Genomic DNA, 14,858 nt, shown 5'->3' on the forward strand with positions numbered 1-14,858 from the left:
GTGAACACCCTCCGCCTTTTTATTTGACTCAAATGGGAGCGGTTCAATTACTTTTTCGTTTCCGACCACATCTGGGCGTTGCCGATGGTGAAAAGGAGCACCGGCTGTTTGATGTTCTTGAACTCGATGGGGCAATGGGCCACGCCCCCCGGCAGGTAAACCAGCGCGCTCTGCTTGATGTCATACCGCTCATCGCCCATTTCTATGGACACGTCCCCGTCTATAGCGCGGGGGTTTTCCCGCCCGCACCCCCCTACAAACCCTATCATCTCATCCCATGCATGGGCGTGCTTGTGGGTCATGGACATATCCCCGCTCCATACCCAGACGAAGTCCACATAAAAAGCCCCGGGGGATGCCTCGTTGTCCAGCGATACTACCTGCGTGGTTTTTACATTCTGCGGGGGCGGGGGCATCTTGGGCGCGTCCTTGGGCGCGTGCGATTTCGGCTGAGTGATGATGTAGCGGGCGTAGCGGCTGCCGTTGGCGTCTTTGGGCGGCGCCTTGAAGTCCGGTATCTTTACCTTGGCGGCGTCCTCCGGCTTCATATTGTCCGACCGCCTTCCGTAGCGGCTGATGGGCGCCAGCGTGAAGAAAAAGACCGGCCGGTTGACCTCCAGGAAGGTCAAAGGGCAGTGTTTCATGCCCGCCGGCACGTGTATCAGGCAGCTTTTGGTCAGGTAATGCTTCTCGTCGCCCAGGTTGATTTCCATCCTCGCGTCAAGCTCTTTCGGGTTGTCCGGGTCGGAGCTGATGAATCCTATCACCTCATCGAACGCGTGGGCATGCGGCTCTTCCATCGTGCCGGAGGTAGTCTTGCCGCCCCACAGCCAGATGCACTCCATGTAAAAGTTGGCGTTTTTTACCTTCTCGTCGTCCATCCAGAGCAGGCGGGTAGATTCGACGGTTGTCTCGACGGGATTGGCTTTCATCATTTCCTGCATCATGGCTACTTCTTGCGGGGTGTATTCCCTGGTATCCGTGACGATGTTTTTGGCGTAGCGCAGTTGGGGCATCATTTTCTCCTTCAGTTGTTAATTCTTGTTATTATATACTAAATGTACTATTAAGTAGCAAGAATATTCAGAAATAATAATAGTACCCGGATTACGGGAGGGCCGGCAGCCTTGTTTTCTCACGGGCGAAGGTATCCAGGTATAGAGAAAACAGGGTTTATCTAAAGCGGAAATGACAGCTGTTCCTAACCTTATGCCTGGTTGGTGCGTTATACATCATGGACGTAAAACTGAATAATACCGGGGAGGTATAAAACATGAAAAAGACGTTATTGCTGGTATTGATGGTTCTGGTGCTGGCCCTGCCGCTGGCGGCCTGTGCCCAGCCGGGGGTGGTGGGGATACTGAAATCCGATAAAGCGCGGATAACCTCGCCGGCGGTCAGCGCCGCGGATGAAGCGTTGCTGGTGCAGGGCAACAGCGCTTTCGCCTTTGACCTCTATCAAATCCTTAAAGAAAAGGGCGGCAACCTCTTCTATTCTCCCTACAGCCTTTCCCTGGCCCTGGCGATGACCTATGCCGGCGCGCGCGGCGATACAGCGCAAGAGATGGCGGATACCCTGCATTTCCTCCTTTCCCAGGACAGCCTCCACCCGGCCTTCAACGACCTTGATTTGTTGCTGGCCAGCCGCGGAGAGGGCGCCCGGGGCAAAGACGACGCAGGCTTCCGGCTGAACGTGGTCAACGCTATCTGGGGGCAAAAAGACTACACCTTTTTACCGGCATTTTTAGACTTGCTGGCGCAGGACTACGGCGCCGGTATGAGGATACTGGACTTTATTAAAGCAACGGAACAGTCCCGCGTGACCATTAACGACTGGGTCAGCGAGCAGACGGAAGGGCGCATTAAAGACCTTATCCCGCCGGGCGCTATAGACGGGCTGACGCGTCTAGTGCTGACCAACGCCATCTACTTCAACGCCGCCTGGAAAAATCCCTTTAACGAGGATGCCACCGCGGACGGCGTTTTCCACCTGCTGGACGGCGGGCAGGTCACCGTGCCGCTGATGCACCAGACGGAGTCCTACCGCTATAACGCGGGAGAAGGGTACCAGGCGGTGGATCTGCCCTATGACGGCGGCGAGCTTTCCATGGTTATCCTCCTGCCGGAAGACGGACAGTTCGCGGCTTTTGAAGATGCCATGACCGCGGCGCAGGTAAAGTCCATCATCAAAGGGATGGACTACACTGATGTGGCCGTGACCATGCCCAAATTCGAGTTCGACTCCGAGTTCAGTCTGGTTGACACCCTGGTCGCTATGGGTATGCCGCTGGCCTTCTCCGGTGAAGCTGATTTCTCCGGGATGACCGGCAACCGCGACCTGTTTATCGGCGATGTGCTGCACAAGGCCTTCGTCTCCGTGGATGAAAACGGTACCGAGGCGGCCGCCGCCTCCGCGGTGATTATGAAAGCCTCCGGGATGCCGGCGGAACCGGTGGCGTTTACCCTGGACCGTCCCTTTATCTTCCTGATTCGTGATATTGGCACGGGCGCTGTTCTCTTCATCGGGCGCGTATTGAATCCCGCGGCCTAAGCCTCCGCGGGGTGGCCAAAAACAGGGGGGCGGGCAGATGTTACTGCCCGCCCCGGTTTTTTTCTTTAAAATACCTTTAACGCTTACCAGTCCGGCGGGCCTACCTGCTTCTGTTTCTCGTAAATGTCGTTATAGTAGACCGTCCCGAAATTCTTGATGATTTCCCAGCGTTTTTCATCGCGCGGCTCATCCGGGATAGCCCGGATAATGGCTTCATGCCGCGCTATATAACCCGCCTTGAACTCGGGGTGGGTGTGGATGAAAAGGTCGTTATTCCGGATACCCCGCAGTACCCTCTCCCCGGTCTCAACCGGGTCCATGGTGGCAATCCGGAAGTTTTCCATCATCTTCTTGGGCGGGGGGCCTTTAGGCATATCGGGCATCTTGGGCGGCCAGGACTCGCCCTCATTCTTCAGGTTCTCCGGCTTGTTCACGAAAGAGGACAGGCCGAGATTAGAGGCCGTCGGTCCGGGTATCAGCACGGAAGCGCCGATGTTCTTGTCCTGCATCTCGGAGGCCAGGCATTCCATCATGGCGAAAACGGCGTATTTACCGGTGCAGTAAATCATGAAGTTATTGGCGGCGGCCAGGCCGCAGGTGGACGAAGTGGAGACCACGTGTCCGCCTTCGCCGTGTTTCATGATGCGCGGTACAATCGTCATGATGCCGTTGACCGTGCCGCCGATATTGACGCCCAGGCTGTAATCCCAGTCGTTATAAGTCAGTTTGTCTATCGGGCCGCCGCCGGAGCCTACGCCGGCGTTATTGACCAGCACGTGTATTTTGCCGTATACCTTTTCCGCCTCGTCGGCGGCTTTGACGTAAGCCGCGCGGTCGGTGACGTTCAGTTTAATCGGATGGGCCGGCAGATTTTTCTCCTTGAAATAGGCCATCGCTTCATCCAGGGCATCCTGCCGGGCATCGACGATGCATACCTTCATGCCGTATTTGGCGCAGGCTTTGGCGATGCCCAGGCCGATGCCGCTGGCGCCGCCGGTAATAAAAGCTACTTTCCCTTTAAAGTCTTTCATGTTTCTTCTTCTCTTTCCTTTCCCGCTTATTTGCGGTCCGCTTACCAGTCCGGCGGGCCTACCGGTTTCTGTTTATCGTAAATGTCATTGTGATATATCGTCCCGAAGCTGCTGATGATTTCCCAGCGTTTTTCATTCCGCGGCTCGTTGGGGATAGCGCGGATAAGCGCCTCGTGCCGCGCGATATAGCCTTCCCGGAACTCGGGATGGGTGTGGATGAAGAGGTCGTTATTCCGGATGCCCCGCACCACGCGCTCGCCGGTCTCCGCCGGGTCCATGAACACAGATTCGACTTCATCCAGGGGCCGTCGCGGCCGCATGTCCTGTCCGGGCGGCGGCTTTGGCGGCCATGTCTCTCCCGCGTTCTTTAAGCGTTCCGGGCGGTTTTCAAAAGAAGACTGTCCCAGGTTTCCCCTGGTCGGCCCGGGGAACAGAATGGATACTCCTATGTTCTTCTCCTGGAGGTCGGTGGCCAGGGCTTCCATCATGCCGGCCACGGCGAACTTGGTGGTGCAGTAGGGAATCATGTTGCCCGCCGCCGCCACGCCCAGGGTTGACGATGTGCTTACGATGTGCCCGCCCTCGCCGTGTTTCAGGAGATAGGGCAGCATCGTCACCACGCCGTTGATAACCCCGCCGATGTTGACCGCCACGCTGTAGTCCCAGTCCTGGAAAGTAGTCCTTTCCGCGGACCAGCCGGCGCTTACCCCGGCGTTATTGATGAGGACGTGTATCTTGCCGAAGACCTTTTCCGCCTCGGCGGCGGCCCTGGCATAAGCCTCGCGGTCGGTAACATCCAGCTTGACGGCATGGGCCGGCAGGTTTTTCTCCTTGAAATAGGCCATCGCTTCATCCAGGGCAGACTGCCGCATATCCGCGATGATTACCTTCATGCCGTGCCTGGCGCATGCCTTGGCGATGCCCAGCCCGATGCCGCTGGCGCCGCCGGTGATAAAGGCTACCTTTCCTTTAATCTCGGTCATGCTTCACTTCTCTTTCTCTCTTTTTTTAATGCTCGATGCCGCAGGAGCCGTCTTTGCACATTGTCGCTTCCGGCATCCGCAGGGGTCTGGCGTCTTTCTTGACGCCGGCCTTGGGAATCCACGGGTCGATGAGTACCGTCTGGAAACAGGAGAAATCAGTGGTAACCCACATGGGATTCATTTCACCGCCGACGACGATGAAGCTCACCATCTCCGGCCGCTTGAAACGGGCGTTGGTCTGGTTCACCAGGTACTCGGCCAGCTTGTCCGGGTCATCGTAACCTTCCGCTTTGATGGCCTTGGGCACCAGGGGGTCGATAACGAAGGTGAAAGAGCCGCCGAAAGGCCCGCCGATGCTCTTCATCACTTCCGCCATGCGCTGGATGGGGCCGGTATTGAAGCCCAGCATGGTCCAGCCGCGGAACAGGCTTACCGTGCTTTCTTCCGGTTTGAACCCCTTGCGTACGTGGAAAGGCTTCCAGATGCTCAGCTCCTCATTTTCCGCGCAGCACATGTTATTGTAGTTGATGGTGGTGCCCGTGCTGGCCGTGAAAGTGGCGCCGGGGCGCACATCGCCGAAGTTGATGCTCATCAGCGTCCAGGCCCGGCCGATAACGGAGTTGGCGTAGTTTATCGGGCTTAAAGCGCCGAGCCCGGAGTTCATGCCTATTTCATTGCGGATGGGGCCGTTGACCACCATCATGCTGGCGAAGGAGGTGGTAGAGCTGGGCATGGAAGGCCGCCCGGAGGCGCCTAACGCCAGGATGACCGGGAAGTGCTCGGGGCGGCAGCCCGCCATAACCGCGATGGCCGCCACTCTCTCCACCGTGTACTGGAGCCGCTCTTCATGGGTGGTGACGGACATCATGCCCACGTACTCATCCGGGGCGCGGTCGGTGCCGGTAAGCATTTCCGCCACGCGCTCTTCGGTGGGCAGGATGATGGGCAGGCCGTCCGTCCAGCCGCTTTCCAGGAACAGGCGGTGCAGATTTTCTTCGGTATCCGGTTCCACCAGGCGCGGCCGTTCCGGTCTTTTCAAGATTTTAGGATGTCTTTCTTCATCCGTCAGCGGCGAGGTGAGGGCGAAAATAACTTCGTCCATCAGGGGCACGCCGGATAAGGGGTCATTTCCCTCTACGTAGCCGTGCAGTATCTCCTTGGGAATAAAGCCGACCGGGTAGGGCGGGAAGCTCCAGCGCAGATTCATGCCGTGAGAGCGTCCGTCACGCTGGACATAGTCCGCGAAACGGGAGGTGACGATAGGGGCGGTGGGAATACCAAAGTCGTTCTCCATTGTCCGGGAAAATTCGGCGATACTCGCCGAGCATCCGTCTCAGCCACCCACGCCGAAGACGACGGCGTCACCGTTTTTCTTGATTTCCGCCCACAGCTCAGGGTCATTGGTGAACATACTGGTCTTTTTGTGGGTTAATATAGTCTTCACATCAGGGCGGTGGCGCGTAAACCAGTCCAGGACTTCGTCCATGAACTCTTTGGCGCCGGCAAAACCCGTGTCAACCAGGTAAACGGTCTTGCCTTCGAGAGTATCCAGGCGTTCCGCCATCTGGAGATGCCCCAGCGCTTCAGCCGTATCCCTGGGCTGATATACGGGGTCGTGGATGGCAAATGGGGCGGAATCGGGGTCTAACATCCGCCCGAAGATGCCCGTGGGCTGGCCCCTTGGGTCTAAAACCGTTAATTTCTCCATATTTTTTTTCATTACTCGCTCCTTTTTATCTCCTTATCTGCTCGTTGTGATAACATATTTTTATGGGCGCTAACAGTAAGTTTAATTGAAATCCAAACAGCTTGAACAAAGGTATCATATCACTAGTAGATATTATATTATATGAAATAATTGTGTAATTCAAATCTATTCAACTATCCAATATTTTAAAGCCGCCGCTCCCCTTTTCCCCCGGCGTCGCCCCCTGTTTTTCAGGCACAAAATTGAACTAAAGTTTTACTTCAAAGTGAATATTTGATATACTTCCCATATTCACATATGGATACTGGAAAATCAAAGATGATTGACATAAGACTGGATTTAAGCTCTTCGACGCCGCTATACCAGCAGATAGCCGAGCAGCTGCGGCAGCTCATCGCCACCGAGCAGGTAAAGCCGGGCGACCGTCTTCCCTCTATACGGCAGCTGTCCCAGTCTTTGAACATCAACCCTAATACGGTATGCCGGGCTTACCTGGAGCTGGAACAGGAGCAGATACTGGTTTCCCGGCGCGGCGGCGGTACCAGCGTGATGTCCCAGGACAAGATATCCAACGTCCGGGTGGGACGCCAGAAAAAGCTGCTGGAAAACATGAACGACGATATTATAAAGTCGTTAAGCCAGGGCTACAGCCCGGAAGAGCTGGAAGCGGCTTTTTATCTGAGCCTGGAAAGGTGGCGGGAGGAGCGGCAGGAAGAGGTCAAGAAACCCGCGGAAGTCCCGGTCGCCAAAGAAGAGGCCAACGTTATCCGCATTGTCGGCAGCCATGATCTGGCCTTGAGCATACTGCTGGACCTGCTCCGGCAGCGCGTGGAGGGTCTCCAGACGGAGGTTACCCATGCCGGCAGCCTGGGCGGGCTGATTGCTCTACAGGAAGAAAGGGCGGATATGGCCGGCACCCATTTGCTGGACGAGGAAACGGGCGAGTACAACTACCCTTATGTAAAAAGAATTTTACCGGGACGGAAAATAGCCATCGTCAACCTTTCTTTCCGCATTCAGGGGCTGATGTACGTTTCCGGGAATCCCAAGAATATTAGCGGCCTGGAAGACTTAAAGCGACCGGGCATTACGTTCGTCAACCGCCAGGGGGGCTCCGGCACGCGGGTGCTGCTGGACTTGCAGTTGAAGCGGCAGGGGATATCGCCGTTTGAAATCAAGGGTTATGAAGTGGAGTTCGATACGCACCTGGCGGTCGCCTCCAGTATCGCCCACGGGGACGCCGATGTCGGCCTGGGCATCGAGGCGGCGGCGCTAAGCTGCGGTCTGGACTTTACGCCGATGTTCCGGGAAAGGTACGACCTGGTGATACCGATGGCCAACTACCGCAGCCCGCGTTTTGCGGTCATGCTGGAGATAATAGACAGCGACGAGTTCAAGAAAATCGTGGATGGGGTGGGGGGTTACGATACTTCCCAGACGGGCCAGACCACCTTTTTATCTTAAGCCGTTAACCCGCCGTCAATAATTTCTTCCAGGGAGCGCTCCAGGATATCTTCCAGTTCTTTTTTTACCTTTTTGGCTGCCTCCAGGCGTTCCTTAATCGCCTCCGCCGCTTCCGGCGTTACCTCAAAGGGGCGGTTGTCCAGGCTGTAGCGCTCTTCCAGGGAAACGGGTTTCTCTCCCCGGATTAATTTATCCGCGATGTAGACTACTTTAGCCTCTAAAGGCAAAGCGGTGTTTCCTCCCGCCAAATCCGAATGCACCGCCACGATGTCCGCCACCTTGCCGAACCCCACCCCCCGCAATACCTCCCCGCCGGCGATATCGTGTTTGGGCTGCCCTTTGGCGATGTCATGCAGGCCGGCGGCGGCATGGACTATCTCCGTGTCCACGGAGTACCCGGCGGTATTCAGCGCCCGGGCGATGGCGGCGGCGGCCTCGGCCACTTTAAGGCAATGCTTGATTCTTTCCGCGGGCAAACGGCAGATGGTATATAATATTTCGCGGCGTTCCTCGTCAGTGGGTAACTCGTAACGCCGGAAACGCTCCAGGATTTTCTGATAGTCTTGCGGCGTGTCCATATCCAGCAGGATGCTGCCGTCGGCCACCGCCACTTCCCGCGCCGTCTTTTCCTGCGTATCCAGGACGGCTTTAAGCCCGCCGCCGCCCTGCCAGGCCAGTATGGCGGGAATGAGGGCGGACGGAATAAGCGGCGGGTGCCCCCTTTTCCCCCCGAACGCCGGGTAAATAATATGGCCGGGGTTTTCCGCCGCCGCGGCCATGAGCTTTTTGATGGTGGCCGGCCGCACCAGCGGTATGTCCACCGGCTGGATGAAAAACGCCTGGTGTTCCGGCTTCAGGCGGCGCAGGCCGGCCTGGATGGAGCTGAACATGCCTTGCTCGTAGTCCGGATTGTAGATAAAAGTGATATCGCGACTTTTTACGCCGGCTAAAATATCCTCGTGACGGTAGCCCGCCACCAGGTAAACGTCCGCCCCGGCGCTTAAAAATGTGCTGATAACGCGGTCGGTCACGGTGTCCGCACCGAGGGGGAGGAGGGGTTTGAACTGTTTCATGCGGCTGGAAAAGCCCCCGGCCAGGACCACCGCCGCCAAGCGCGCGTTCACGCCGTCTGCCGGCTCCGCACCTGGATTAGCTCAGCCACGATGCTGACGGCGATTTCCTCCGGTGTTTCACCGCCGATGCCGATGCCGATGGGGGAGTGTACCCCGTCCAGTTGCTCTTTTGGCACGCCCTCGGCCGCCAGGGCTTCGTAGATGGCATCCCGTTTGCGTTTGCTGCTGATCATGCCGATGTAGCCGGCCTTGGTTTTCAGCGATTGCTCTAAAACAACGCGGTCATACTGGTGGCCGCGGGTAACGATGACGATAAAGGAGTCCTTATCGATATCCAGCCCCGCCAGGGCGCGGTTGAAGTCCGCCAGCACTTTGGTTTCCTGGGCTTCCGGGAAACGCTCCGCGTTGGCAAACTCCGCCCTGTCGTCCAGGACCACCACGCGGAAGCCCACCAGCGCCGCCAGGTGAGCGGTAGGCACCGCCACGTGCCCCGCCCCGAAGCAGTACAGCGTCCTGGCCTTGCGCATGCGGTCCACCATGACGCGGGTATCCTTGAGCGGCAGGACGGCGGTGGCGGAGATATTGTGCAGCTCCGGCTTAAGGTAGCCGGCGTCCGCCGCCGCCAGCGAGGTATTGCCCAGCATGTTGCCGTCCGGGAAGAAAACAGCCCGGCCGAGTACCCGGAAAGTCTCTCCTTCGCCATCAAGGTGGGTCAAAAGGTAAAAATCGTTCCCGTTACCAACGGCGTCATGCCAGTGCCGGGCAAACGCTTTATTTTCACCGGTGGCCGGCAGGTAGTCCAGCAGCACCTCGGCTTTACCGCCGCAAATCATGCCGGTAGCGGCGGCGTCTTTGCCGGTAAGCTCGTAGTACATGATTCTGGATTGGCCGGTAGCCAGCACCTCAACGGACTCCCGCACGGCGGCGGCTTCTATCAGGCTCCCGCCGATAGTCCCATAGCCTTTGCCGTCCGCCCCCACCACCATTTTGGTGCCGCTGTGGCGGGGTGTGGAGCCCTGTAAACTCATGATGGATACCAGCACCAGTGCCGCCCCGGCTTCAAGCTGCTGGCGGACAATCCCGGCGAGGTACTCGTTCTCGTTCATCTGGTGTTCTCCGGTGAAAGATACAGCATTATATATTGGTTATTAGCTTATCTGGCGTTAAAAAACCGAATCGGCAGGCTCCGCCAGAGAAAACCTGCCGATTCTGCGTTAACTATTGATTAGGCTTTCATCGCCGCTTTGACCTTGTCCGGGGTGGCGGGGAGGTCGTAAACCCTGGCGCCGCAGGCGTTATAGATGGCGTTGGTTACCGCCGGAGCGGTAGAGACCATCGTCATCTCGCCGATGCCGGTGGAGCCCAGGGTGCCGTTTTTGCGCGGCGTTTCCCGCGTGATAAACTCCACCTCGGCGGCTTCGTTAATCGTGGGGAACTTGAAGGTAATCCAGTCCTTGGTCTTGCCCAGGACGAATTCCTCTCTCAAAGCGTAGCCGATGCCCTGGTCCATGCCGCCTTCCAGCTGGCCTTCCAGGTTCTGCGGGTGGATGATGGGCCCGGCGTCCACGGCGGTGGTCATCTTGAGCACTTTGACATCGCCGGTTTCCGTGTTCACTTCCACTTCCGCCATCTGGATATTATGTACCTGGGAATCAAAGGAACTGCCCTGCCCGGTCTTGGGGTCCAGCATGTCCGACCCGGCTATTTGCTTGGAGCCTTCATAGCGGGTCGGCTTACCGGCCGCTTTAAGCGCCTTGTAAGTCTTGCCGCCGGCTTCTTTCATCGCCTTGGCCATCTGCTCCAGGCCGTTGACCATAGCGCCGCCGCCCATGTAAGTCTGGCGGCTGCCGGCGGAAGGCCCGGCGGCCACGGTCTTGGCCGTATCGCGGGTATAGAGGCGTATTCTGTCCAGCGGGATGCCCAGCACCTGCGCCCCCAGCTGTGAAAGCATGGAGTCGTTGCCCTCGCCGGGGTCGGCGATGGCGGCGTAAAGCGTTACGGTGTCATCCGGGTTGATTTCCACGGAGTTGGATGCCTGGTCGCCGGCTTCGGCGATGCCGAAGGACATGCAGGCGATGCCCACGCCGCGCTTTATCTTGCCGCCCTTTTTATTGAACGCGGCCGCGTCTTTCTTGGCGCGCTCGTAGTGCGGTTTGATGTCATCCATCAGCTCGGGCATGTTGGTCTGGTCGATGGGCGCGCCGGTGGAACGGGTCTGTCCCACTTTGAGGAGGTTCTGCTTGCGGAACTCCAGCGGGTCCAGTCCCATCTTCTCGGCCATCATATCCATCAGTGATTCCAGGGCGAACATGACCTGGGGCGGTCCGGCTCCGCGGGCGGCGCCGCCGCTGCCGTTATTGGTATAGACCAGTTTAACCATGGCGTCCACATTGGGTATGTTGTAAGCGCCGTTCAGCATATGCAGAGCGCGGCCCGGCATTACGGGGCCGAGCAGGAAGTAGGCGCCTTTGTTCATCAGGAAATCATTGACATAGGCGGTGATATTGCCTTTGGCATCCGCGGCCAGCTTCGTCTTCATGGAGAAGGGGTGCCGCTTGGAGCTGATGAGGAAGGAGTCCGCCAGGGTGGGGATATAGCGGATGGGTTTCTTGAAATGCATGGCGGCCGCGGCGGCAATGCCTTCCGAGGATATCGAGGCTTTGATGCCGAACTGTCCGCCGGAATAAGGTTCGATGTAGCGGACTTTTTCCGCGCCGACTGCTTCCTTGACCACGGCGGCGTGGGCGTGAATCATGATGCTCCGCCCGATAATCACCAGCTCATCGCCGTCCAGGTAGGAAACGCAGGTTTCCGGCTCCAGGGGTGCCTGGTGGTTCATCTGCGTGGAGAAATCATGCTCGACGACGAAGGCCGCCTGCTTGAGCGCTTTGGCCGCATCGCCCTTTATCTGGGGCTGCTGATAGCAGAGGTTGGGAGAGTGCGGGTGAATCTGGATGGCGCCCGGCGCCAGCGCTTCTTGCGATGTTTTCATCACCAGCAACGGCTCGTAAGTTACTTTCACGGCGGCGGCCGCGGCCCGCGCCTGTTCCCGGGTGGCGGCGGCCACGATAGCTACCGGGTCGCCGTAGGCCCTGACCTTGTCCTCGCAGAGGACGGGCTGGTCCGGGGCGATAACGCGCATGCGGTTGGTGCCTTTAATGTCTTCCGCCGTCATCACGCCTACCACGCCCGGCATTTTCAGGGCGGCGGAGGAATCTATGGACTTGATGATGGCGTGGAACTCGGTGCTGTGCACCGCGGCGATTTCCAGCATGTCGTCCATCTTGATGTCCCCGCCGAACTTGGCCACGCCGCAGGCTTTAATCATCGCGGAGGGACGGGGGTGATTTTCACCGATCATCTTGTTCTTGTTAATCTTGGCCTTTTCTTTAGCCGGGGTGGTCTCTTTGCGCAGGAATTTGCCCGCCAGCTTCACGGCGTCGATTATCTTGACATAGCCGGTGCAGCGGCACAGGTTGCGCGCCAGCGCTTTCTTGATGGCCGCGTTATCCGGGTTCGGGTTCTGGTCGAGCAGGGCTTTGGCGGCCATAATCATGCCCGGCGTGCAGAAACCGCACTGGATGGCCCCGGACAGCACGAAGGCCTCCTGGATGAGATGCGGGTTATCCGGCGTGCCCAGCCCTTCCACGGTAATTACGTCCGCGCCTTCCAGGTCAACCACTTTCCTGAGGCAGGAACGCACGGCTTTACCGTCAACCACAACGGTACAGGCGCCGCATTGCCCTTTACGGTCGCAGGACTGTTTAGTCCCGGTCAGATTGAGCTTCTCCCGGAGCAGGTCTATAAGCACCAGGTCCGGCTCAGCTTCAATCTTCCGTTTAACTCCATTAATGGTCAGAGTTACAGTTTTCATTATTTTCCCCCTTTCTTATGAAAAATCATCTTGATTTTTAAACGGCAAAATTATATCCGGGGATAACAAATCCCCTGACTAAATCTATTGTATTAGCGCCGGTAGTACATTTTCCATCAAAATATCATGTATGACGCTATTTTGTCAACTAATTTGAACATAGCGGCATCAGTTTTGGCCGGCTTTATACCGCGCGATGCCGCGGTGCAGCAGCTCTATCATGCCGCGGGCTTTTTTCTGGAATTCATCGCCCCCACCCCCCAGCGCCCCGGTAAAAGACGCCTCGGTCAGAGCTTCGGTTTCCTGGATGGTCTTGCCCCGGAGCAGCCCGCACAGTATTTCCACTACCACGTTGGCGGTGGGGTCGCAGGTGCAGAGATATTTGATATCCTGGATGACGCCTTCGCGGACGATGATATAGACGTGCATGTAGGCGTGGCTGACGTGGGAGCAAATCCTTATTTTTTCACCCACCGTGTCCATGAATATATCGGGGTTTTCCAGTTCGCCGGTATGCTCGAAGCCGGTTTTACAGAGTCGGCGGTAGAATTTGACCACCAGTTCATCCATGCGCGTCCTGCCTTTACCCGATATTATATATAGCTGCGTTCTTCAAAGATAGTATGCAAAGCGTCCAGGAAAACCCGGCACTCTGCCGCGGTGTTATAGAAGTATAGTGAGACGCGGTAGGTCATGCGGTGCTCGGTGGGCAGCCGGGGCTGCATCCACCCCTGCCCGTATTTGAAATTCAGATAGGAATGAACGCAATAAACGCCGTCCCGCACCATGATATTGCCGCTGTCGCTAAGCTCTTCGGCGATGCCCACGGCGTTGGGGCGTTTGACCTCGAAGGTCAGTATGCCGCCCCGGCTGGCGGCATCGGCCGGGCCGATTATCCTGAACCACCCCGCGTCCCCGTAACGCTTTAGCAGCTCACCGGTCAGGTAGCTGTTCAGGCTGTTCATCTGCGTGCGTATCCTGTCCATGCCCAGGTTCTGTAAATAAGTCACGGCGGCGCCGGCGCCTATCTGGCCGGGGTAGTTCTGGATGCCTACCTCGAAACGCTCCGGCGGCTCCAGCAGGGAATAGCTGTCGTAAGTGGTGTCCCCCACCGTACCCCCGCCCAGCAGGCAAGGCGCGATGGCCTCCGCGGCATCGTCTTCTTCATGGATGGCCTGCCCCAGGTAGGCCTCTTTGCCGTAAAGGACGCCCACCCCCCGCGGCCCGCAGGTCTTGTGGATGGAAAAAGCCAGGAAGTCCACGTCCAGCTTTTGCACGTCGATGGTGTGGTGGGAGGCCGTTTGCGCGGCGTCCAGCAAAACCTTGGCCCCGTTGGCGTGGGCGGCTTGAATGATGGCCGCCGCGGGCACCGTGCCGCCGGTCAGGTTGGAGGTATAGGCCATGCTGACCAGGGCCACTTTCTGTCCGGCCAGCTTCTTTTTATAATCTTCGAGGTCGAAATTGCCCTCGTCATCGGAGTCAACGTGGTCCACTTTTATCAGCCCTTTTTTCTGCAAACGCAGCCAGGGCAGCAGGTTGGAGTTGTGCTCCTTGTCCGTCAGCAGGACGGTATCGCCCGGCTGAAACTTAAAGCCGAGAGCGACGATGTTGAGGGCGTGGCTGGTGTTGTAGGTGAAGACGATTTCTTTTTCCGACCGTGCGTTGAGGAACTCCTTGATGAGGGTGCGCGAGCCTTTGATGTCCTTTTCCGGGTTTCCCTCGATGCGGTCGTTAACTTCCATGGCGAACCAGTGGCGGCTCCGCGCCCCGCCGCAGCCGGGAAAGCCGCGGTAATAATCATCCATGGCGCTGATTACCTGGCTGGGTACCAGGGTGGTGCAGGCGTTATCAAAGTAAACCGGGGGCTTACCGTTGCGCCGTTGCTGCAGCGGCGGGAAGTCTTCTCTTACTTGTTCCACCCATTTTGCGTTATCCATTATTTTCTTCGGTGTATCTAAAAAGGTCCCTGATTAATATATTATACTAATACAACTAAGACAACAACAAAAAAGGTATCATCCGGCACTAACGTATATCAGCTTGCCGCGTATCCGGAAACCCCGGCGCGGCGCCACCGCCGTCCCTGCCTGAAAGAGCTCGATGGCGCGCTTGCCGTGGGGTTTTATTCTTAAACATCAAAACTCGCTGAAGGCCGCGTGAGCGTTTTTCCTTTA

At 57.5% G+C, this 14,858-nt stretch carries 12 protein-coding genes; 2 read left to right on the forward strand and 10 right to left on the reverse strand.

The annotated features are described in order from the left end of the window. Positions 1–47: 47 nt before the first annotated feature. Complete coding sequence (locus tag WC370_03160) at positions 48–1,019, reverse strand: hypothetical protein (protein ID MFA5308468.1); 972 nt, start codon at positions 1,017–1,019, stop codon at positions 48–50. Positions 1,020–1,273: 254 nt separating this feature from the next. Between WC370_03160 and WC370_03165 the strand changes: the two genes are divergently transcribed. Further along, positions 1,274–2,551 (forward strand): serpin family protein, encoded by a 1,278-nt coding sequence (locus WC370_03165; GenBank protein ID MFA5308469.1) that lies wholly within the window; start codon positions 1,274–1,276, stop codon positions 2,549–2,551. Between the two features lie 83 nt (positions 2,552–2,634). On the opposite strand, the gene WC370_03170 is transcribed toward WC370_03165, so the two are convergent. The 4 genes from WC370_03170 to WC370_03185 are packed head-to-tail and all read right to left on the reverse strand — an operon-like array spanning position 2,635 to position 6,285. Beyond that, the gene (locus WC370_03170) at positions 2,635–3,582 is read right to left on the reverse strand and encodes an SDR family NAD(P)-dependent oxidoreductase (GenBank protein ID MFA5308470.1); all 948 of its coding nucleotides are present in this window, start codon (positions 3,580–3,582) and stop codon (positions 2,635–2,637) included. 41 nt (positions 3,583–3,623) lie between these two features. Next, positions 3,624–4,565 (reverse strand): SDR family NAD(P)-dependent oxidoreductase, encoded by a 942-nt coding sequence (locus WC370_03175; GenBank protein ID MFA5308471.1) that lies wholly within the window; start codon positions 4,563–4,565, stop codon positions 3,624–3,626. A 25-nt stretch (positions 4,566–4,590) separates the two neighbouring features. After that, positions 4,591–5,859 carry a hypothetical protein gene (locus tag WC370_03180; GenBank protein ID MFA5308472.1) on the reverse strand — a complete coding sequence of 423 codons (1,269 nt, stop codon included), beginning with the start codon at positions 5,857–5,859 and terminating at the stop codon, positions 4,591–4,593. A gap of 39 nt (positions 5,860–5,898) precedes the next feature. After that, positions 5,899–6,285 carry a hypothetical protein gene (locus WC370_03185; protein ID MFA5308473.1) on the reverse strand — a complete coding sequence of 129 codons (387 nt, stop codon included), beginning with the start codon at positions 6,283–6,285 and terminating at the stop codon, positions 5,899–5,901. Between the two features lie 306 nt (positions 6,286–6,591). Between WC370_03185 and WC370_03190 the strand changes: the two genes are divergently transcribed. Continuing rightward, positions 6,592–7,737: a substrate-binding domain-containing protein gene (locus WC370_03190; protein ID MFA5308474.1), complete on the forward strand. Its 1,146-nt coding sequence runs from the start codon at positions 6,592–6,594 to the stop codon at positions 7,735–7,737. Here the strand turns inward: WC370_03190 and WC370_03195 are convergent. The 5 genes from WC370_03195 to WC370_03215 all read right to left on the reverse strand — a co-directional run bounded on the left by WC370_03195 (position 7,734) and on the right by WC370_03215 (position 14,621). After that, entirely contained in the window at positions 7,734–8,861 is a 1,128-nt protein-coding gene (locus WC370_03195) for a DVU_1551 family NTP transferase (protein MFA5308475.1), read from the reverse strand. The genes WC370_03190 and WC370_03195 overlap by 4 nt on opposite strands. Then, positions 8,858–9,916 (reverse strand): XdhC family aldehyde oxidoreductase maturation factor, encoded by a 1,059-nt coding sequence (locus WC370_03200; protein ID MFA5308476.1) that lies wholly within the window; start codon positions 9,914–9,916, stop codon positions 8,858–8,860. Before WC370_03200 ends, WC370_03195 begins: the two co-directional genes overlap by 4 nt. A gap of 119 nt (positions 9,917–10,035) precedes the next feature. Next, entirely contained in the window at positions 10,036–12,684 is a 2,649-nt protein-coding gene (locus WC370_03205) for a molybdopterin cofactor-binding domain-containing protein (protein MFA5308477.1), read from the reverse strand. A 168-nt stretch (positions 12,685–12,852) separates the two neighbouring features. After that, complete coding sequence (locus tag WC370_03210) at positions 12,853–13,254, reverse strand: hypothetical protein (GenBank protein MFA5308478.1); 402 nt, start codon at positions 13,252–13,254, stop codon at positions 12,853–12,855. A 23-nt stretch (positions 13,255–13,277) separates the two neighbouring features. Then, complete coding sequence (locus WC370_03215) at positions 13,278–14,621, reverse strand: aminotransferase class V-fold PLP-dependent enzyme (GenBank protein MFA5308479.1); 1,344 nt, start codon at positions 14,619–14,621, stop codon at positions 13,278–13,280. Positions 14,622–14,858 lie beyond the last annotated feature (237 nt).

The sequence above is a fragment of the Dehalococcoidales bacterium genome (assembly GCA_041652735.1).
Lineage (GTDB): Bacteria > Chloroflexota > Dehalococcoidia > Dehalococcoidales > RBG-16-60-22 > RBG-13-51-18.